This is a genomic window from Pseudomonas sp. UBA2684 (genome assembly GCA_002354655.1).
Taxonomy (GTDB): domain Bacteria; phylum Pseudomonadota; class Gammaproteobacteria; order Pseudomonadales; family Pseudomonadaceae; genus Aquipseudomonas.
The window spans coordinates 36,461-55,378 of record DELY01000036.1 but is presented as its reverse complement, the minus strand read 5'-3'; the positions used below and the strand labels follow the sequence as shown (position 1 = coordinate 55,378).

The window sequence follows — 18,918 nt, the reverse complement described above, 5'->3', positions numbered from 1 at the left end:
AGTCAAAAGGTCCAATCCTTGACCACCATATGGGTCTTCACTTTCTGCATACCGGGGAAGTTCTCGATTTCGCCGCGAATTTCGCTCAGGCGCTGCATCGACGCGGCCTCGATAACCACCAGCATATCGGTTTCGCCACTGATGCCGCTGCAACGGCGCACCTCGGGAAACACGCGCATTAGCTCGACATAGTGCTCGCAGCGCCCGCCCTGGTAGAACAGCTCCAGATAGGCCTTGATCCCGGCAGCGCCCGGCAGCGCCACTTGGGCGTGATAGCCGCTGATCACGCCGCCGTGTTCCAACTGGCGAATCCGCTCGCTGACCGCCGAACGCGACAGGTTGACCTCGCGGGCGATCTGGCTGACGGGTAAACGCGCATCGGCGCGCAACAGGGCGAGTATCTGCTGATCGAACTTGTCCACGCGGGGCTCTCGGAAAAGGCAGTTTGACGGGCAATAGCGCCAGATCGGCGGTAAAAGCCGACGCTTCGCCAGCAGCCTGCAACAGGTGGGCGATTTAACATGGCGAACGAAACGCCAGAGCATACAACATGAGCCGTCTGAACCAGGAATTGGGCCTGCTGCAAGGGATTGGCCTGCTGAGTACCTCACTGCTGGGCACCGGGATTTTCGTGATTCCGGCGCTGGCCGCCACCGCTGCCGGTGAGGCGTCGCTGTGGGCCTGGATGCTGCTGATCGCACTGGTGCTGCCGGTGGCTTTTACCTTCGCCCAACTGGGCCGCCACTTCCCCCATGCCGGTGGCGCGCCGCACCTGATCGGCCGCGCCTTCGGTGCACGGATGGAGCGCCTTAGCGCCCTGCTGTTTCTCGCCGTGCTACCAGTGGGTTTGCCCGCGGCGCTGAATATCGCCAGCGGTTTCTGGCAAGCGTTGTTCGATCTCAGCCGCGGCCAAGCCCTGGTCATTCAGCTGGCTACGCTCGTCGCCATGCTGTTGCTCGGCCAGCGTCCGGCCAAGGCCAGCGGGATGATTCAGGGCGCTATCGCCGTGGCGATTATCGCCACCATTGCGCTAATCTGGTGGGTCGGCGACCTGCCCGCCAGCAGCCAGCCGCTGCTGCCAGCGATCAGCGGTTCCTGGCACCTACTGCCAGCGGCACTGGGGGTGATGTTCTGGTGCTTTGTCGGCATCGAGGCCTTTACCCATATGGGCGAGGAGTTCAAAAACCCCGAGCGCGACTTCCCCCTGGCCCTGCTGTTTGGCGTGCTGCTGGCCGGCCTGGTGTACTGGGCCTGCTCGGTGGCGGTGCTGAGTTTTCAGGCCTACGGCGATGTGACAACAGATGCCGCATCGCTGCCGCGCATGCTCGACCTGCTGCTGGGCGACCAGGCGCGCTGGATCGCCGCCACTGTGGGCTATCTGGCCTGCTTCGCCTCGATGAACGTGTATATGCAGGGCTTCGCCCGGCTGATCTGGAGCCTGGCCGACGAAGGCAAACTGCCGGCTGCTCTGGCCCAACGCAACCAGCACGGCGTACCGGCCCGCGCGCTGTTGCTGGTGATCCTCAGCTGCGCCCTGTGCGCCGGCCTGGCCAACGTGCTCGACCTGACGGTGGACGACCTGATCCGCTACGCCAACGGCAACTTCGTGGTGATCTACCTGCTCAGCATGGCCGCCGGTTGGGTGCTGCTGCGCGGCATCTGGCGCTGGCTGGCCGGGCTCAGCACGCTGCTCTGCGCCGCGGTGCTGTCAATGCTCGGCAGCGATGCCGGCTATGCCTTGGGCCTGCTGGCGGTGATGGCGTTGCTCGATTACGCACGCATGCTGCACACCCGCAAACCGCTCGGCGAATCCGCTAGCCCGCAGGCTGGTAATCATTAGCTGGACGCGCGCCGTCAGCCTACACGTCGGCAACGCTGGGGTGACCGAACCCGCCGCCGGGTTCTATGCTTGGGGCGAACCCGCTGAAAGGAAGCCCCATGCGCCGCGTGCTCAACGACCTGAAAATCATGCTCCTGGCCAACCTGTGGATCGTCCCGGTGCTGGCCGCCTTGATTGGTGCAGTGTTCTATTTCGTCGCTCCGCCGCCGCCCATGCATGCGCGCATGGCCACCGGCCCGGAAGGCGGCGGGTACCGAGTGTTCGCCGAAAAGCTGCAAGAGGAGCTAAGCAAGCAGGGCTTCCGACTGGAGCTGGTGCCCAGCACCGGCTCGCGCGAGAACCTCGAACGCCTGCTGGCGGACGACCCCAGCGTCGAACTCGCACTGGTGCAGAGCGGCCTGGAGCGTCAGCTCAACGCCGCTGACAACGCACGCCTGCAAAGCCTCGGCGCGGTGTATCAGGAACCGCTGTGGCTGTTTTATCGCACGGGCATCACCCTCGATCGCATCGCCGACCTGCTGCCCTTGCGCCTCGCTGTCGGCAGCGCCGGCAGTGGCACCCACGCCGCCACCGCGGCCATTCTCAGCGCCAACGCGATCAATCCCGAGCAGTATCCGCTGCACTGGCACACCAGCGGCGGCAGTAAAGCGGCGGCGGCATTGATGGCCGGTGAACTGGATGCCGCCTTCGTCGTCGGCCCGGCGGAAAATGCGCTGGTACAACAACTCGCGGCACACCCTGCGCTGGCGCTGGCGACCTTCCGCCGCGCCGCGGCCTATGAAGCGCGCCTACCGTTTCTCACTCGCGTCGCGGTCGGCGAAGGCCTGCTTAATTTGGCGCAGAACAGCCCTCGGCAGGACATCGTCACCCTGTCGCCGGTGGCGATGCTGATCGTCAATCAGGCGTTTCACCCCGGCCTGGCGCCGTTGATTCTGCAAGCGGCGCGCGAAGTGATGAAGAGCGGCACGCTGCTCGACAAAGCCGGCGCCTACCCCAGCGCCGAACCGCGCACCCTGACGCTATCCAGCGACGCCGAGCACTACTACAGCAACGGCTTGCCGCTGCTGCAACGTTACCTGCCGTTTCGCATCGCCTCCCTCGCCGACCGTTACATCATTCTGCTGATCCCGTTACTGGTGGTGTTGATTCCCCTGTTCAAGGCCGTCGGCCCGCTGTACCGCTGGCGCATTCGCGCGCGCATCTACCGCTGGTACAAGTACCTGCGCGAGATCGACCGGCAGTTGGACGCCGGCACCCTGCCGGAGCGCCTGGATGCCGAAGTCGAGCGCCTGGAACAGCTGGAAGACAAGCTGGCCAAGGTTGACGTGCCGTTGTCGTACTCCAACGAACTCTACGAATTGCACGTGCATTTGCGCTATGTGATCGAGCGTTTGCAGGCGCTACAAAAGCGCCGGGCGACCCCGGGCGAGACTGTCGGGTAAACTGCGCGGCATTCACCACCGCATAGCCCGTTGCCACGCCCACAGCGCGCGGTTGCTTGCCACGGTCTGTTCACTGCTCACGATCTTCAAGAGAACGCGCCATGCCGATCCGCCACTGCATCGTCCACCTGATCGACAAGAAACCCGATGGCACGCCCGCCGTGCTGCACGCCCGCGACACCGAACTGGGCGCCTCGCAGGCCATCGAGAACATGCTCGCCGACCTCAACGAGAGCTACAACGCCAAGCAGGGCAAGGCCTGGGGCTTGTTTCACGCGGAGTCCGGCGCTTATCCGTTCAGCGGCTGGCTGAAAACCTACCTTGAGGACGGCCAGGATTTCGCCGCTTTCAGCCGCCAGGCGGTCGAGCACCTGCAAAAGCTCATGGAGGAGTCCAACCTGTCGGTCGGCGGCCACGTGCTGTTCGCCCACTACCAGCAAGGCATGACCGACTACCTGGCGATCGCCCTGCTGCACCACAGCGAAGGCGTGGCGGTGAACGACGCGCTCGACGTGACCCCGGCCAAGCACCTGGACCTCGGCCAGCTGCACCTGGCGGCGCGGATCAATATTTCCGAGTGGCGCAACAACGCCCACTCCAAGCAGTACATCTCCTTTATCAAGGGCAAGAACGGCAAGAAGGTCTCGGAATACTTCCGCGACTTTATCGGCTGCCAGGAAGGCGTCGACGGGCCGGGCGAGACCCGCACCCTGCTCAAGGCCTTCAGCGACTTCGTCGAAAGCGAAGACCTGCCGGAAGAACAGGCCCGCGAGAAGACCAAGACCCTGGTCAGCTATGCCGCAAACCAGGCTAAACAAGGCGAGCCAATCACCCTCGACGAGCTATCCGGACTGATCGACGAAGAACGGCCCAAGGCCTTCTTTGAGCATATCCGCAACAAGGATTACGGCATGGCCCCGGAATTTCCGGCGGACAAACGCACCCTCAGCCAGTTCCAGCGCTTCACCGGGCGCGCCGAAGGCCTGTCGATCAGCTTCGAGGCGCACCTGCTCGGTTCGAAGATCGAGTACGACGAAAGCAGCGACACCCTGGTGATTCGCAACCTGCCAACGCAACTGACCGATCAGCTGAAACGCCGCAAGGGCTGATCGGCCTGGCCAACGGCTGAGCTAGAGTCAGGAGAAACGCTCCATCGCCCACCGCGAGGGGTTGCGCATGAGCCTACTCCGCCTCCCGCTAGCCACGCCTCGGTTCTGCCTGCTGTGCCTGAGCCTGGTGCTCGGCACAGCGGCCTGGGCCTCGGATCAGCCGCCACCGGCGGCACTGCGCAGCGACAGTGGCCGCTTCGTTGCGGCCAACGCCGAGTTCACTCTGCTGCACGAGATGGGCCACCTGCTGATTGCCGAGCTGGACCTGCCGGTGCTCGGCCGCGAGGAGGACGCCGCCGATCAGTTGGGCTTCATCAGCCTGTTCCTGTCCTATGGGCGCCAACGCGACGCCGATTTCTACGCCAAGCTGTTGGACATCGCCGATTACTGGCGCCTGGAATGGCAACGGCCGAAACCCGACTATGAAGAAGTGTATGCCTGGGCCAGCCACGGTCTCGACGCCCAGCGCTTCTACAACCTGGCCTGTCTGATCTACGGCAGCGATCCGGATCAATTGGAATGGGTGCCCAAGGTCACCGGGTTGCCGGTGGAGCGCGCACTCTATTGCGATCAGGAATACACCCAAGTGCGCGAAGCACTGGCCTGGGTCGAACGGCAACACGGACGTCCGCCGCATGAGCCGCTCCGCCACCGCATCCAGGTGATCTACGAGCCGCCCAGCCTGCGCGTGGAAGATGGCCAGCGCCTACTCGAACAGATCCGCCGCTCCGGCGAAGTGGAAGCCATCGCCGCCCGCGCCAGCCAGGCCTACCGCCTGCCCCGCAGCCTGACGTTGCGCCTGGCCAATTGCGGCGCACCGGACGCCTGGTACAACCGCAACAGCGGTGAATTGGTGCTCTGTTACGAGCGCCTGGCGCACTTCCAAATGCTCGCCGAACAGCTGCCGCGTCTGCGGCAGGCGGCCTCACAGAGCTGTGAAACCTGCAGCAAGCCGTAGCACCCGAGGGTGCTACAACCCCGACTTAGCGCGCTTGGATGCGGAAGCCCAGGCGCGGGAAATGCACATGTACAGTGCCGGCGCGCGGGTCTTCACGGCGCAGGATCAGTTCTTCGCTGCCGCTGAAGAGCAACTCGCCTTCTACTGCATCGACACCGTAATCGATGGCCGAAATCGCCACCTGCTGACCTGGCTTGAAGCCATTCGGGTCGACCAAGGTTTCGCTCGGCAAGGCCACCGGCGTCGCCTCGCGGGCAATCGCCAGCGCCTCTTCGCCGCTCATCTCGCTGAGCGAGCCATGGCCGAAACCCAGCACGCGGGCCAACCAGGCCGCAACAGCCGGGTACTCGTCAACCAATGGCGCGGTTACCGGCGTGCCACGCAGGAACCACAGCGGGTGGGCCAGGGCAATGTCGGCCAACGACGGCTCGCCGAACAGGAAGTCGCCTTGCTCACGCTCAAGCTGTTGCTGCAAACGAGCTATCAATGTCGGCCACTGATGCTTGGCCTGCTCGGCCGGCAAACGGGTAGCCAGGCCACCGTTGAACAGGGTCGAACGGTCGGCGACAAACGCCTTGAGGAACTCCGGCGGCAACTTGCCGAAACGCGCGGCGATGGATTCCGGTTGGAACACCAGACTCACCGCATGCAGGAACACCACCGAGTCGGCCCACTGGGCAAAGCAGGCGACATTGAACTCCTGACCTTCGGGGAACAGCGTTGGGGTGGCTTTTTCCGCCTCCAGACGGCGGGCGATCAGCGCGGTATCGCAGTAGATGTCGGCCCCCACTTGCAGCACCGGGGTCTTGCGGTAACCGCCGGTCAGCGCGGTCAGATCCGGCTTGGGCATGATCGGCGGGATCGTCACCGAGCGCCAGGACAGTTGCTTGAAACCCAACAGCAGACGCGCCTTCTCGGCAAACGGCGAGGTTGGGTAATGGTGCAGGATCAACTCGTGCATGACTGGCTCCGCAACGGTGAAGGAAGCCGCCAGCTTAACCGCGCACGGCGCAGCGGCCTACCCGCTCAGCTTGATAGCTCGCTATCAACCACACCGATAAGGTCATGAGCCGCGACCAAGACTTCCTTGGCGGCCTTGCCCAGGCGCTTGATCGCCCGCTCGCGGCGCAGCGCATCGCCCTTGCCCGCGCAGGCCTCGATATAGACCAGGGCCACTGCGGGGCTGGAGTAGAAAAAGCGTGCGCCTTTACCGCTCTGGTGCTGGGCGAAGCGGCGCTGTGGGTCGTCGCTGATACCGCAGTACAGGGCACCGTTCTGTGCCCTCACCAGGTAGACGAACCAGGCTTTGCGCGCTGGCTCATTCATCGGCGGCAGCTCTCGTCAGGCCAACCATTCGCGGACGGTGCGCCACACGCACACGCCCACAAAATAAGCCGACGCCAGCAACCAGACCACCAGCAACCAGGTTGGGTGCAGCGGGTGCTGCAGGATCAGCACGGCACAGGCGAGCATCCACACCATGGTCGCTGCGATATTAAGCGGCATCAGCTCCTTGACCCGGAACGGGTGGAGGAACTTCATCTGCGTCAGGGTCAGCCCCGACAGCAGCAGGATGGTGGCAAACGTCAGCCAGGGGCCGAAATCGAGCAGGTAGAAATACACCACCACCACGTTCCACGCCGCCGGGAAGCCGACAAAGTAGTTGTCCTTGCTCTTCATGTTGACGTTGCAGAAACAGAACAACGAAGACAGGAGAATCAACCCGACCGACAGCAGCAGGGTGTACTCCGGCAGTGGGATAAAGCGATAAACGAAGATGGCCGGAATGAACACGTAGGTGAGGTAGTCGATCACCAGATCCAGGGTCGACCCATCGAACTGCGGCAACACGCCCTTGACGTCGAACTTGCGCGCCAGGGTGCCGTCCAGGCCATCCACCAGCAGCGCCAAGCCCAGCCAAAGCAGGCAAACCTGCGGTTGATTGTCGAGTACCGCGAGCAACGCCAGCAGCGCAAGAATCACACCGCTGGCAGTCACGGCGTGCACGCTCCAGGCTTTAGCCTTATTCATGGTTAGCAGCATTTCACTCACGGTCGGCTCCCTGAGGGACGCGGGTCTTATTCAACAAATAGTCCAGATTCGCACCTGGTGCCCATCGTCGATCACAGTTCAGACCCGAAAGCCTACCACTCCGTTCGCTGTTGCGGCTAAAAGCCTTGAAACTGCGGCTATCGGGCCGCCCGGAACTGCGCCAGCCCCTTGGCCGCCTGTCGGCGAATGGCGTTCTGCACCACTGGTGCCCAGCCGAGCAACAGCCCCTTCATGCCCAGGGCTTGCCGCGCCCAGCGCCACAGGTCGAAGTGGTCGTGGTGTTCGACGATCTTGCCTTCGCGAAAGATGAAAGCGGCCTCGATGTGGTTGACCACCGTGTTGCCGGTTTGGCTGAACAGATACGTCGCCACCCAGCGCGCGCGGCCTTGTCGATCGTCGGCCTGCACCGCATCGAAGGTCAGCGAGAATTGTTGCGCACGCGCGGCCAGCATCCGCCACATATCCGCCGCCTCGTCACCGCGCAGGTCCTGGAACACCGGGTCGCTGAAACGTACATCGCTGGCGTAACACGCCGCCATCGTCTCGGCATCCAGGTGCTGGAACGCCTGGTAGAAACGCGTGATCAACTCGGCATTGGGGTGGCTCATGGCAGCGCAACTCCGTAGGGAAGACAGTCACCAGTATTGCGCTAAAAACGCCGAACGACGATTGGCGTATACGCCAACTTTGTGTCAATAATCGCCAAACTTTCAGACGCTCGAGCCATATGCCTACCCTCGCACTTTACGTCTGCCGGCAAACGGTGTGCTCCAGCCTGAGCATGGCCTGCGATGCCTTTGCCCTGGCCAACCAAATAGCCGGACAACCGCTGTTCAGGCTGCTGCGTTTCAGCTTGGATGGCCAACCTGTCGAACTGGATTTTGCACGGTTTCAAGTGGACGGCGGCCTGGCGCTGGCCGAGCAGGCCGACATACTGATCCTGCCCGCCACCGGCAGCGCCATCGACATAAGCCTGGCGGCCAATGCCGCCCTGCTGCCCTGGCTGGCGCAACGCCCAGCCCATCAGCAAATCGCCAGCCTGTGCAGCAGCGCATGCTTGCTCGCCGCGGCAGGCATACTCGATGGCCGCCGAGCGACCACGCATTGGGCGCTGGCCCAGCAGTTCCGCCAGCGCTTCCCACAAGTACACCTGGCAATCGACGAGTTGCTGTGCCACGACGGCAACCTGCTCAGCTCCGGTGGTGCCCATGCCGGCGTGGATCTGTGCCTGCATCTGATCGGCCAGCAGGCCAGCGAACGCTTGGCGCAGCAGGTGGCCAATGCACTGGTGTTCGATACCCGGCGCGGCCGCCAATCGCGTTTCGCCCCGCTGCTGCCCAGCCATGCGGACGACGCTAAAATCGCCCCGCTGCTGCTGTGGATGCAGCGTCATCACGCCGAAGCGATCGACCTCGGCCGGTTGGCCGAACAAGCCAACTGCTCAGCGCGCACCCTGCTGCGACGCTTCAAGGCCAGCACCGGACTGACGCCCAACGATTACCTGCAACGCTTGCGCATCAGCCGCGCGCAAACCGCCCTGCACGACCCGGCGCGCTCTCTGCAGCAGGTAGCCGAACAGGTCGGCTACACGGATCGCGCCACCTTCGCCAAACTGTTCAAGCACCTGTGCGGCGAAACCCCCGGGGCGTTCCGCCGCCGCATGCGCCAGCCGCTCGATCACGCACGCTGAGCGCCGCCGGCCAGCGCATGGCACCGCATGGCACCGCATGGCACCGCATGGCGGACAAGCCTACGGCATATCCGCCCTACAACAGTCACCTCACCGATAACCCGCTCGACCAAGCGCTTTGTATGCCTATACCCGTTAAATGTTGATGCGCTCCAGCGCCGCATGCGGCTTTGATCGCGATAAAGCGGCAGATTAAATCCGCATGCAAAGGCCTTGCGGTAGCTGGCTAGCAGAGACCTTGGTCGCGAGCGCGCGGGCCTGCCTTGACGCGTTGCCTGGACAGCTCGCGATCAAGGCCGCGCCCAGAAAAATCTGACTGTTCATGCAACACCTCATAGGCACATAGCCATAAAAAAAGGAGCCCGAAGGCTCCTTTTTCAATGCACGCACACCTCAGTGGATGATCTGACTGAGGAACAGCTTGGTGCGTTCGTTCTGCGGGTTGGTGAAGAAGGCGTTCGGTTCGTTCTGTTCGACGATTTCACCTTTGTCCATGAAGATCACCCGGTTCGCCACGGTGCGGGCAAAGCCCATTTCGTGGGTTACGCAGAGCATGGTCATGCCGTCCTCAGCCAGACCGATCATGGTGTCCAGCACTTCCTTGACCATTTCCGGGTCGAGGGCCGAAGTCGGCTCGTCGAACAGCATGATCTTCGGCTTCATGCACAGCGCGCGGGCAATCGCCACGCGTTGCTGCTGGCCACCGGAGAGCTGACCCGGGTACTTGAGCGCCTGTTCCGGGATGCGCACGCGCTCGAGAAAGTGCATGGCGATTTCCTCGGCCTGACGCTTGGGCATCTTGCGTACCCACATCGGCGCCAGGGTGCAGTTCTGCAACACGGTGAGGTGTGGGAACAGGTTGAAGTGCTGGAACACCATGCCGACTTCACGGCGCACGGTTTCAATGTGCTTGAGGTCGTGGGTCAACTCGGTGCCGTCGACCACAATGCGCCCCTGCTGGTGTTCTTCCAGACGGTTAAGGCAGCGAATGGTGGTCGATTTGCCGGAGCCGGACGGACCGCAAAGGACGATACGCTCGCCGGCCTGCACGTTCAGGTTGATGTCTTTCAACACGTGGAACTGGCCGTACCATTTGTGCACGCCCTGCATCTGGATCATGCCGTCAGCAGGCGCAGGTTGCTTGTTTGCTTCGCTCATCGATTAGCTCCTAACGCTTGTGGCCAGTGTCCAGCTTGCGCTCCAAATGCAGGGAGTAGCGGGACATACCAAAACAGAAAATCCAGAACACCAGGGCCGCGAACACATAGCCTTCGGTGGCCATGCCCAGCCAAGCCGGGTCGGTGGTGGCTTGCTTGATGCTGTTGAGCAGGTCAAACAGGCCGATGATGATCACCAGGCTGGTGTCCTTGAACAGCGCGATAAAGGTGTTGACGATGCCGGGGATCACCAGTTTCAGGGCTTGCGGCAGAATCACCAGGCCCATCATCCGCCAGTAGCCCAGGCCCATCGCCGCGGCCGCTTCGTACTGCCCCTTGGGAATGGCTTGCAGGCCACCGCGCACCACTTCGGCGATGTACGCCGACTGGAACAGGATCACCCCGATCAACGCGCGCATCAGCTTGTCGAAGCTCATCCCTTCCGGGAGGAACAGCGGCAGCATCACCGAGGACATAAACAGCACGGTGATCAACGGCACACCGCGCCAGAACTCGATGAACGTCACGCAGATCACGCGGATCGCCGGCAGATCGGAGCGCCGACCCAGCGCCAGCATGATGCCCAACGGCAACGCACCGGCGATACCGACAGCGGCAATCACCAGGGTCAGCATCAAGCCGCCCCACTGGCTGGTCGATACCGTCGACAGACCGAAGAAGCCACCGTGCAACAGCCAGTAAGCCAGCAGCGGGTAGATCACCAGGAAGCCAAGGCCATACAGGGCCTTGCGCGGCATCTGCGGCACGAACAACGGTGCAGCACCGATGATCGCCAACCACAGGGTCAGGTCGACGCGCCAACGCAGTTCAGTCGGGTAGAAACCGTACATGAACTGACCGAAGCGCTGCTGCACGAACACCCAGCAGGCGCCCCCGGAGGTACAGTCGGCACGGGTGGTACCGACCCAGTCGGCATCGATAAGCGCCCACTGGATCAGCGGCGGTACGATCAGCCAGACCAGGTAAGCGGCGAACAGGGTCAGCAGGCTGTTAAACCAACTGGAAAACAGGTTGGCGCGCAGCCAACCAATCACCCCGACGCTGAGCGCCGGTGGCGGCAGATCGGGTTTGAACGTATGAATTTGCATGGCTGCTCCTTACCGCTCGATCAGCGCAATGCGCTTGTTGTACCAGTTCATCAGCATGGAAATACTGATACTGATCGCCAGGTACACGCTCATGGTGATGGCAATCACCTCGATGGCCTGGCCGGTCTGGTTGAGTACCGTGCCGGCGAACAGCGAGACCATGTCCGGATAACCGATACCGGCGGCCAGCGAGGAGTTCTTCGCCAGGTTGAGGTACTGGCTGGTCAGCGGCGGGATGATCACCCGTAGCGCCTGCGGAATGATCACCAGGCGTAGCGTCTTGCCAGCCGGCAGGCCCAGCGAACGCGCGGCCTCGGTCTGGCCATGGCTGACCGCCATGATCCCGGAGCGCACGTTCTCGGCGATGAAAGCCGCGGTGTAGATGGTCAACGCCAGGGTCAACGCCATCAGCTCGGGAATCAGTACCCAACCGCCACGGAAGTTGAAACCGCTCAGCTCCGGTATGCTCCATTGCAGCGGATTGCCGGTCAGCAAGACCGCCAGCCCTGGCAGCACGATCAGCAAGGGAATGGCGCCCAGGGAAATCGGGAAGAACTTGCCGGTCGCCTCGAAGCGTTTTTTCGACCAACGCGACAGCAGCACGATACCGATCACCGCCACCACAATGGCGCCGAAGAAGGGAGCAAAGTTCTCCGAGGGGATCGGCGACGGCATATACAGACCGCGGCTGTTGAGGAAGAAGCTGTCAGCGATGCCCATGCTCTGCCGTGGCCCTGGCAGTGAGAGCATCACCGCGAAGTACCAGAAGAAGATTTGCAGCAGCGGCGGGATATTGCGGAAGGTTTCGATGTAGATGGTGGCCAGCTTGCTGATCAGCCAGTTGGGCGACAGCCGTGCGACACCAAGGATAAAACCCAGCAGCGTCGCCAGCACGATACCGATCACCGACACCAGCAAGGTGTTGAGCAACCCGACGAAGAACACCCGCCCGTAGGAGTGACTCTCGTTGTAATCGATCAGGTGTTGGGCGATGCCAAAACCGGCGCTGTTATTAAGGAAGCTGAAGCCGGAAATGATGCCGCGCTTCTCGAGGTTGGTCTGGGTGTTGTCGAACAGGAACCAGCCGAGCGCCACGACGGCGATAACGGCGAGAATCTGGAATAGCCACGCACGCACCTTGGGGTCGGTCCAGACCGATCCACCTGGGCGCGGGGCATTTACAGTAGTTTGCATAAGAGCCCTCTTGGAACCCTCACGCCCGCATCGGCGGGCATGAGGTTCACATCAATCAGAACGATGCTAGCGCCCCAGGACGGGACGCTAGCAAAGACGGTCAGCGCACCGGCGGTGCGTATTGCAGACCACCTTTGTTCCACAGGGCGTTGAGGCCACGTTCGATCTTCAGCTCGCTGCCGGCACCGACGTTGCGCTCGAAGCTCTCACCGTAGTTACCCACTTGCTTGACGATCTGCACGGCCCAGTCTTTCGGCAGTTTCAGATCCTTACCGAACTCGCCTTCGGCACCCAACAGACGGGCGACATCGGGGTTCTTGGTGGATTTAGCCTGTTCTTCGACGTTCTTCGAGTCGACGCCCAGCTCTTCGGCGTTGACCATGGCGAACAGCGACCAGCGCACGATGTCGAACCACTCTTCGTCACCCTGGCGCACGACCGGGCCCAATGGCTCTTTCGAGATCACTTCCGGCAGCACCACGTACTCGTCCGGATTGGCCAACTTGATACGCTGAGCGTACAGCTGCGACTGGTCGGAGGTCAGCACGTCGCAACGGCCGGCTTCAACCGACTTGGCGCTCTCGTCGGAGGTATCGTAAGTGATGGGGGTGTACTTCAGGCCATTGGCGCGGAAGTAGTCGGAGAGGTTCAGCTCGGTGGTCGTACCGGCCTGGATGCACACGGTAGCGCCATCCAGTTCTTTAGCGCTGGAAACGCCGAGCTTCTTGTTAACCAGGAAGCCTTGGCCGTCGTAATAGTTGGTACCGGTGAAGTTCAGGCCCAGTGCGGCATCGCGCGAGCTGGTCCAGGTGGTGTTACGCGAGAGGATGTCGACTTCGCCGGACTGCAGCGCGGTGAAACGCTCTTTAGCGGTCAACGGGCTGTACTTGACCTTGGTGGCGTCGCCAAATACGGCTGCGGCTACAGCGCGGCACACATCGACGTCGAGACCCAGGTAGTTGCCTTTTTCATCGGCGTAGGAGAAGCCAGGCAGACCATCGCTGATACCGCACTGAACGAAACCTTTCTTCTGTACCGCGTCCAGGGTAGCGCCCGCTTGTGCGAAGCCGCTAACACCGAGAACAGCTGCGGTAGTGAGCATAGCCAGGGTGGATTTCACCATCTTCATTAAAACCTCCAGTTGCTTTTGTTGTGTTGGAGTCTCGGCCCTACCACCGTACCCTTATGGGGCACGTCGACCGCGTCGGCAGCAACGCGGTCAACCGGGGATCAGACCTCAGCGAGAGTTTAGTAGCCGATCGTTTTATCAGCCATTCACTCACGCCCGCCCATTGGTCGAATGGACTAGAGACGGTTAGCAATTTGCTAATCGCCAAGCATGCAGCGCCTGACGAACCTGTTGGAAACCCCCATCAAATTGGCTTCCCGTCTGCTACGTACCCGGTTTGATAATAGTGTTACCGCTACCGGGCACGTCATCAGTCCCGATTGGTTATAGCAAAGCCCATACCAGCACCTCGCTTTACGCACCATACGGACAGGTCAACAGCAAAACTTGTACCCTTGCGACATCTTCTTCACAGATTAGCCACCCCCTGGAAATTCAGGCGCCCTAAATAAGCGCGCCCGCACCACACTGGAGCCCCCTATGAGCGAGCCCTTGATTCTTCAGCCCACACTCAGCGCCGACGCGTGCGTCATCTGGTTGCACGGGCTGGGTGCCGATCGCTATGACTTCCTGCCCGTAGCCGAGGCGCTGCAAGCGCAGTTGCGCAGTACGCGTTTCGTTCTGCCACAAGCCCCGACCCAGGCAGTGACTATTAATGGCGGCTGGGCCATGCCCAGCTGGTACGACATTCTTGCCATGAGCCCGGCCCGGGCGATCAACCGCGACCAGCTGGAGGCCTCGGCCCAACAGGTCATCGGCCTGATCGAAGCGCAGCGCGACAGCGGCATCGACCCGGCACGCATCTTCCTCGCCGGTTTCTCGCAAGGCGGCGCCGTGGTTCTGCACAGCGCCTTCCTGCGCTGGCAGGGACCCCTCGGTGGCGTGCTAGCGCTGTCGACCTACGCACCGACCTTCAGCGATGAGCTGCAACTGGACCCAAGCAAACAGCAGTTGCCGGTGTATTGCCTGCATGGCAGCCAAGACGACGTGGTACTGCCGAGCATGGGCCGCGCCGCGCATGACTGGCTGGCCGAGCGTGGGGTTAATGTCGCGTGGCAGGAATACCCGATGGCTCATGAGGTGCTGCCGCAGGAGATTCGTGACATTGGCCTGTGGCTCGGCACACAGCTAGCCCGCTAGCCTCGCCCTCGGGGTAACAAGCACATAAGCAAAAGGCCGGGCGGGCAAAGCGGATCATCGCCAAGCCGTCCAGGTGATTTTTGTGACGGGGCAAGCAACTTCGCTCAACCATTGGTCGGCCGAACTTTTGGCGAGGATTGCCAGCCCCAACGCGCAGGAATACTGTCGTTCCAGGTGTTCGCCCACACGACAGGAAGCGTTTGCGATGCCCCCCACATGTCCTGATCAACGCCACGCGTGGTTGCAATGAAAAGCGCACAGTGGCAGGCAGACCTGCAACAAATTCGCCACCTGCGCCTGTTCAATAACGTGGCCGCCAGCAGCATCAATCAACTGCTCAAGGAATTTCGCGCCTGCGATCTGGACGCAGGCGAAGTGCTGCTCTCGCCCTTCAATCGTAACCAGTACCTCTACCTGCTGCTCAAAGGCCAGTTCAAGGTCTATCTCGGCTCGCTGGACAACCAGCCCGTCAGCACCCTGAAAATGGGCGACTGCGCCGGGGAAGTCAGCTTCATCGACAACGAGCACCCTTGCGCCTACGTGGTCGCGAGCGAACCGAGCAGCGTGCTACGCCTGCACCGCGAGTCACTGCTCAACCTGTTCCAGCAATCGCCGCAGCTGATGCACAACCTGCTGGAATTGCTCTGCGAGCGGGTGCGCCAAGGCAACCGGCTGATTCTCGACAGCGAACAGAACGCCAATATCGACACCCTTACCGGCTCGTTCAACCGGCGCTGGCTGGAGCACGTGTTCGAGCGCGAAAGCACCCGCTGCGCGTTCAACCAACAACCGCTGTGCATGCTGATGCTGGATGTCGATCACTTCAAAGCCTACAACGACCAACATGGCCACCTCGCTGGCGACTATGCGCTGTGCCTGGTTGCCCACACCCTGCGCAACCAACTGCGCCCCAAAGACAGCCTGGTGCGTTTCGGCGGCGAAGAATTTGTCATCGTGCTGCCGGAGCTTGCCGACGAGGAAGGCCGCCGTATTGGCGAACGCCTACGCCAGAGCCTGCAGCAAATCACCTCCTTCTATTCACCGCTCGGCGTATTGCCGGGCGTGACGGTCTCCATCGGCTTAGCGCAACTGCACGCCAACGACAGCCTGCACAGCCTGATCGCCCGCGCCGACAGTGCCCTCTACCAAGCCAAGCAACAAGGCCGCAACTGCCTCTGCTAGCAGGCCGGTTTTAACGCCGTATCGGTAGCCTGCTAGAGTCGATTCATACCCACAACGCCCGGTAGGCACTGTATGCGCAAGCCCCTGCTCGCCCTGCTGATCCTGATCGTGATTGGCGCGGGGCTTTTCTTCAGCCTGCCCAACCTGCTCGACCGCTACATGAACAGCGTCGAAACACCGCCGCCCTACCCCGCCAGCCCCGCGGCGCAACAGGTTCACAACCACCTGTTTATCGCCGACCTGCATGACGACGCGCTGCTCTGGGAGCGCGACCTGCTCAACCGCTATGGCTACGGCCACTCCGACCTGCCGCGCCTGCTCGAAGGTCGCGTTGGCTTGCAGGTGTTCTCCACCGTGACCAAAACCCCGCGCGGCTTGAACTACCAGAGCAACGCCGCCGACAGCGACAACATCACCCTGCTGGCAATGGCCCAGCGCTGGCCACGCGCGACCTGGAGCAGCCTGCTGCAACGGGCGTTGTACCAGGCTGAAAAACTCCAGCAGGCCGCTGCCGGCGGCGCAGGTCGCCTGCGGCTGATCAGAACCCGCAGCGACCTGGCGACGTTTATCCAGGCCTGGCAGCAAGATCCACAACAGCTCGCCGCGCTGCTCGCCACCGAAGGCCTGCACCCGCTGGAAGGCCAACTGGAGAATGTCGACCGGCTGTATGACGCCGGCTTTCGCATTGCCGGCCTGACCCACTTCTTCGATAACGAAGTCGGTGGCTCGGCCCACGGCCTGGAAAAAGGCGGCCTCACACCGTTTGGCCGGCGGGTGATCAAACGCCTGGAAGATAGAGCCATGCTGATCGATCTGGCCCACGCCTCGCGTCGCTTGATCGACGACGTACTGGCCATCGCCAGCCGACCACTGCTGGTTTCGCACAGTGGAGTCGAAGGCACCTGCGCCGGCCCGCGCAACCTCAGCGACAGCCACCTCAAGGCCATCGCCGCGACTGGCGGGGTGATCGGCATCGGCTACTGGGATGCGGCGGTATGCGCCACTTCGGTCACGGCCATCGTCCAGGCGATCCGCTACAGCGTCGACCTGATCGGCGTCGAACACGTTGCCCTGGGCTCGGATTTCAACGGCACCGTGCATACGCCGTTCGATGTCACCGGCCTGGCGCAACTGACCGAAGGCCTGCTCAACGCCGGCTTCACGCAGCCCGAAATCGCCGCAATCATGGGCGGCAATGTCCAGCGACTACTGCTCGCCAGCTTGCCGCAAGGCTGATGAATGCTGGGGCGGCGCTCGCTAAACACGCCAGATCGCGCCTGCCGGCCGCGGCACTTCGCCGCGCCGGCTTCTTGCTTTACACTGGCTGCCGTTCACTCCTTAACCAATTGACGAGATGACCGTGCTCAAAGCACTCAAAAAAATGTTCGGCAAAGCCGACGGCGAGCAGCCCGGCCCAATAAGCCAGCCTGCTACGCCAGCAACGCCTCGTAGCAGCGACGTCAACAGCGAAAAACGCAGCCGCAAGCCCAAACCGCGTGCCCCGGCCAGCGCCACGGACAACCTGCCGGCAGCCGCCAGCGCAGAACCAAGTGCAGCGCGCAGCGACCTGAGCAAAACCGAGAAACCCCGTCGCGAACGGGCGCCCAAGCCCGTCGACACCTGGCAACTGGCGGATTTCGCGGTCGCACCGGCCGAAGGCAAGACCCGCTTCCACGACTTCAAACTGGCCCCCGAGCTGATGCATGCCATCCATGACCTCGGCTTCCCCTATTGCACGCCCATCCAGGCCCAGGTGCTCGGCTTCACCCTGAACGGCCAAGACGCCATTGGCCGCGCCCAGACCGGCACCGGCAAGACCGCCGCCTTCCTCATCTCGATCATCACCCAGCTGCTGCAAACCCCGCCGCCGAAAGAGCGCTACATGGGCGAGCCGCGTGCGCTGATCATCGCGCCGACCCGCGAGCTGGTGGTGCAGATCGCCAAGGATGCCGCGGACCTGACCAAATACACCGGGCTCAACGTGATGAGCTTTGTCGGCGGTATGGACTTCGACAAACAGCTCAAGCGCCTGGAATCGTGCTTCTGCGACATTCTGGTGGCCACTCCAGGGCGTTTGCTGGACTTCAACCAGCGCGGCGAAGTGCACTTGGACATGGTCGAAGTGATGGTGCTCGACGAAGCCGACCGCATGCTCGACATGGGCTTCATCCCGCAGGTGCGGCAGATCATCCGGCAAACCCCGATGAAGGGCGAACGGCAGACCCTGTTGTTCTCCGCGACCTTCACCGACGACGTGATGAACCTGGCCAAGCAATGGACCACCGAGCCGGCCATCGTCGAGATCGAGCCGGAAAACGTCGCCAGCGATAGCGTCGAGCAGCATGTCTACATGGTCGCCTCCAGCGACAAGTACAAGCTGCTGTACAACCTGATCGCGCAGAACGACTGGATTCGCGTGATGGTCTTCGCCAACCGCAAGGACGAAGTGCGACGCATCGAGGAACGCCTGACCCGTGACGGCATCAGCGCCGTCCAGATGTCCGGCGATGTGCCGCAACACAAACGCATCCGCGCCCTGGAAGGCTTCCGCGAAGGCAAGATCCGCGTGATGGTCGCCACCGATGTCGCCGGCCGTGGCATCCACGTCGACGCCATCAGCCACGTGATCAACTTCACCCTGCCGGAAGTGCCGGACGACTACGTCCACCGCATTGGCCGCACCGGCCGGGCGGGCAGCAGCGGCACCTCGATCAGCTTCGCCGGCGAAGACGACGCCTACGCCTTGCCAGGCATCGAAGCACTGCTCGGGCGCAAGATCGACTGCGAAATGCCGCCGGAAGAACTGCTCAAGGCCGTTCCGCGCAAGCACTAAACCGAGCGCGAGAGAAACAAGGCGAAGCCGCCCCGCTTCGCCTTTTTTCTGCCCGCGCGTTCGCCGAGCCTAGCGATGGGCAC

General features: G+C 62.4%; 18 protein-coding genes. 9 read left to right on the top strand and 9 right to left on the bottom strand.

Annotated features, from left to right (window positions below; translation table 11 throughout):
• Window positions 1–2: 2 nt before the first annotated feature.
• Window positions 3–422, bottom strand: coding sequence for an Lrp/AsnC family transcriptional regulator (locus B3M58_RS12075; RefSeq protein WP_296219413.1), 420 nt, complete (start codon window positions 420–422; stop codon window positions 3–5).
• Between the two features lie 128 nt (window positions 423–550).
• On the opposite strand from B3M58_RS12075, the gene yjeH reads away from it, so the two are divergent.
• From yjeH to B3M58_RS12055, 4 genes are all read left to right on the top strand, one after another.
• Window positions 551–1,840, top strand: coding sequence for an L-methionine/branched-chain amino acid transporter (gene yjeH / locus B3M58_RS12070; protein ID WP_296219412.1), 1,290 nt, complete (start codon window positions 551–553; stop codon window positions 1,838–1,840).
• A 98-nt stretch (window positions 1,841–1,938) separates the two neighbouring features.
• Window positions 1,939–3,282, top strand: a complete 1,344-nt coding sequence (locus B3M58_RS12065) for a TAXI family TRAP transporter solute-binding subunit (protein WP_296219409.1) — start codon at window positions 1,939–1,941, stop codon at window positions 3,280–3,282.
• A gap of 101 nt (window positions 3,283–3,383) precedes the next feature.
• On the top strand, window positions 3,384–4,391 hold the full coding sequence (gene yejK, locus B3M58_RS12060; protein WP_296219408.1) for a nucleoid-associated protein YejK: 1,008 nt from the start codon (window positions 3,384–3,386) through the stop codon (window positions 4,389–4,391).
• Window positions 4,392–4,458: 67 nt separating this feature from the next.
• Window positions 4,459–5,349, top strand: coding sequence for a DUF4344 domain-containing metallopeptidase (locus B3M58_RS12055; protein WP_296219407.1), 891 nt, complete (start codon window positions 4,459–4,461; stop codon window positions 5,347–5,349).
• Between the two features lie 25 nt (window positions 5,350–5,374).
• Here the strand turns inward: B3M58_RS12055 and B3M58_RS12050 are convergent, their stop codons facing one another.
• From B3M58_RS12050 to B3M58_RS12035, 4 genes are all read right to left on the bottom strand, one after another.
• Complete coding sequence (locus B3M58_RS12050) at window positions 5,375–6,310, bottom strand: glutathione S-transferase family protein (protein ID WP_296219405.1); 936 nt, start codon at window positions 6,308–6,310, stop codon at window positions 5,375–5,377.
• Window positions 6,311–6,375: 65 nt separating this feature from the next.
• Entirely contained in the window at window positions 6,376–6,675 is a 300-nt protein-coding gene (locus B3M58_RS12045; RefSeq protein ID WP_296219403.1) for a GIY-YIG nuclease family protein, read from the bottom strand.
• Window positions 6,676–6,690: 15 nt separating this feature from the next.
• Window positions 6,691–7,392 carry a phosphatidylcholine synthase gene (pcsA, locus tag B3M58_RS12040; RefSeq protein WP_414704081.1) on the bottom strand — a complete coding sequence of 234 codons (702 nt, stop codon included), beginning with the start codon at window positions 7,390–7,392 and terminating at the stop codon, window positions 6,691–6,693.
• Between the two features lie 146 nt (window positions 7,393–7,538).
• Window positions 7,539–8,009, bottom strand: a complete 471-nt coding sequence (locus B3M58_RS12035; protein WP_296219400.1) for a nuclear transport factor 2 family protein — start codon at window positions 8,007–8,009, stop codon at window positions 7,539–7,541.
• A gap of 119 nt (window positions 8,010–8,128) precedes the next feature.
• Here B3M58_RS12035 and B3M58_RS12030 point away from each other — a divergent pair, with 119 nt between their 5' ends.
• Window positions 8,129–9,091, top strand: coding sequence for a GlxA family transcriptional regulator (locus B3M58_RS12030; protein ID WP_296219398.1), 963 nt, complete (start codon window positions 8,129–8,131; stop codon window positions 9,089–9,091).
• 393 nt (window positions 9,092–9,484) lie between these two features.
• Here the strand turns inward: B3M58_RS12030 and B3M58_RS12025 are convergent, their stop codons facing one another.
• The 4 genes from B3M58_RS12025 to B3M58_RS12010 form a co-directional block, all read right to left on the bottom strand.
• Window positions 9,485–10,249 carry an amino acid ABC transporter ATP-binding protein gene (locus tag B3M58_RS12025; protein ID WP_296219396.1) on the bottom strand — a complete coding sequence of 255 codons (765 nt, stop codon included), beginning with the start codon at window positions 10,247–10,249 and terminating at the stop codon, window positions 9,485–9,487.
• A gap of 10 nt (window positions 10,250–10,259) precedes the next feature.
• Window positions 10,260–11,357 carry an amino acid ABC transporter permease gene (locus B3M58_RS12020; RefSeq protein ID WP_296219394.1) on the bottom strand — a complete coding sequence of 366 codons (1,098 nt, stop codon included), beginning with the start codon at window positions 11,355–11,357 and terminating at the stop codon, window positions 10,260–10,262.
• Between the two features lie 9 nt (window positions 11,358–11,366).
• Entirely contained in the window at window positions 11,367–12,551 is a 1,185-nt protein-coding gene (locus tag B3M58_RS12015) for an amino acid ABC transporter permease (RefSeq protein ID WP_296219392.1), read from the bottom strand.
• A 100-nt stretch (window positions 12,552–12,651) separates the two neighbouring features.
• The gene (locus B3M58_RS12010) at window positions 12,652–13,680 is read right to left on the bottom strand and encodes an amino acid ABC transporter substrate-binding protein (RefSeq protein WP_296219390.1); all 1,029 of its coding nucleotides are present in this window, start codon (window positions 13,678–13,680) and stop codon (window positions 12,652–12,654) included.
• Window positions 13,681–14,160: 480 nt separating this feature from the next.
• Here B3M58_RS12010 and B3M58_RS12005 point away from each other — a divergent pair, with 480 nt between their 5' ends.
• The 4 genes from B3M58_RS12005 (at window position 14,161) to rhlB (ending at window position 18,835) form a co-directional block, all read left to right on the top strand.
• Entirely contained in the window at window positions 14,161–14,820 is a 660-nt protein-coding gene (locus B3M58_RS12005) for an alpha/beta hydrolase (protein ID WP_296219388.1), read from the top strand.
• Between the two features lie 246 nt (window positions 14,821–15,066).
• Window positions 15,067–16,002 (top strand): GGDEF domain-containing protein, encoded by a 936-nt coding sequence (locus B3M58_RS12000; RefSeq protein ID WP_296219387.1) that lies wholly within the window; start codon window positions 15,067–15,069, stop codon window positions 16,000–16,002.
• 72 nt (window positions 16,003–16,074) lie between these two features.
• Entirely contained in the window at window positions 16,075–17,238 is a 1,164-nt protein-coding gene (locus tag B3M58_RS11995) for a dipeptidase (protein ID WP_296219386.1), read from the top strand.
• Between the two features lie 124 nt (window positions 17,239–17,362).
• Window positions 17,363–18,835, top strand: coding sequence for an ATP-dependent RNA helicase RhlB (rhlB, locus tag B3M58_RS11990; RefSeq protein ID WP_296219384.1), 1,473 nt, complete (start codon window positions 17,363–17,365; stop codon window positions 18,833–18,835).
• The last annotated feature ends 83 nt before the right edge of the window (window positions 18,836–18,918 follow it).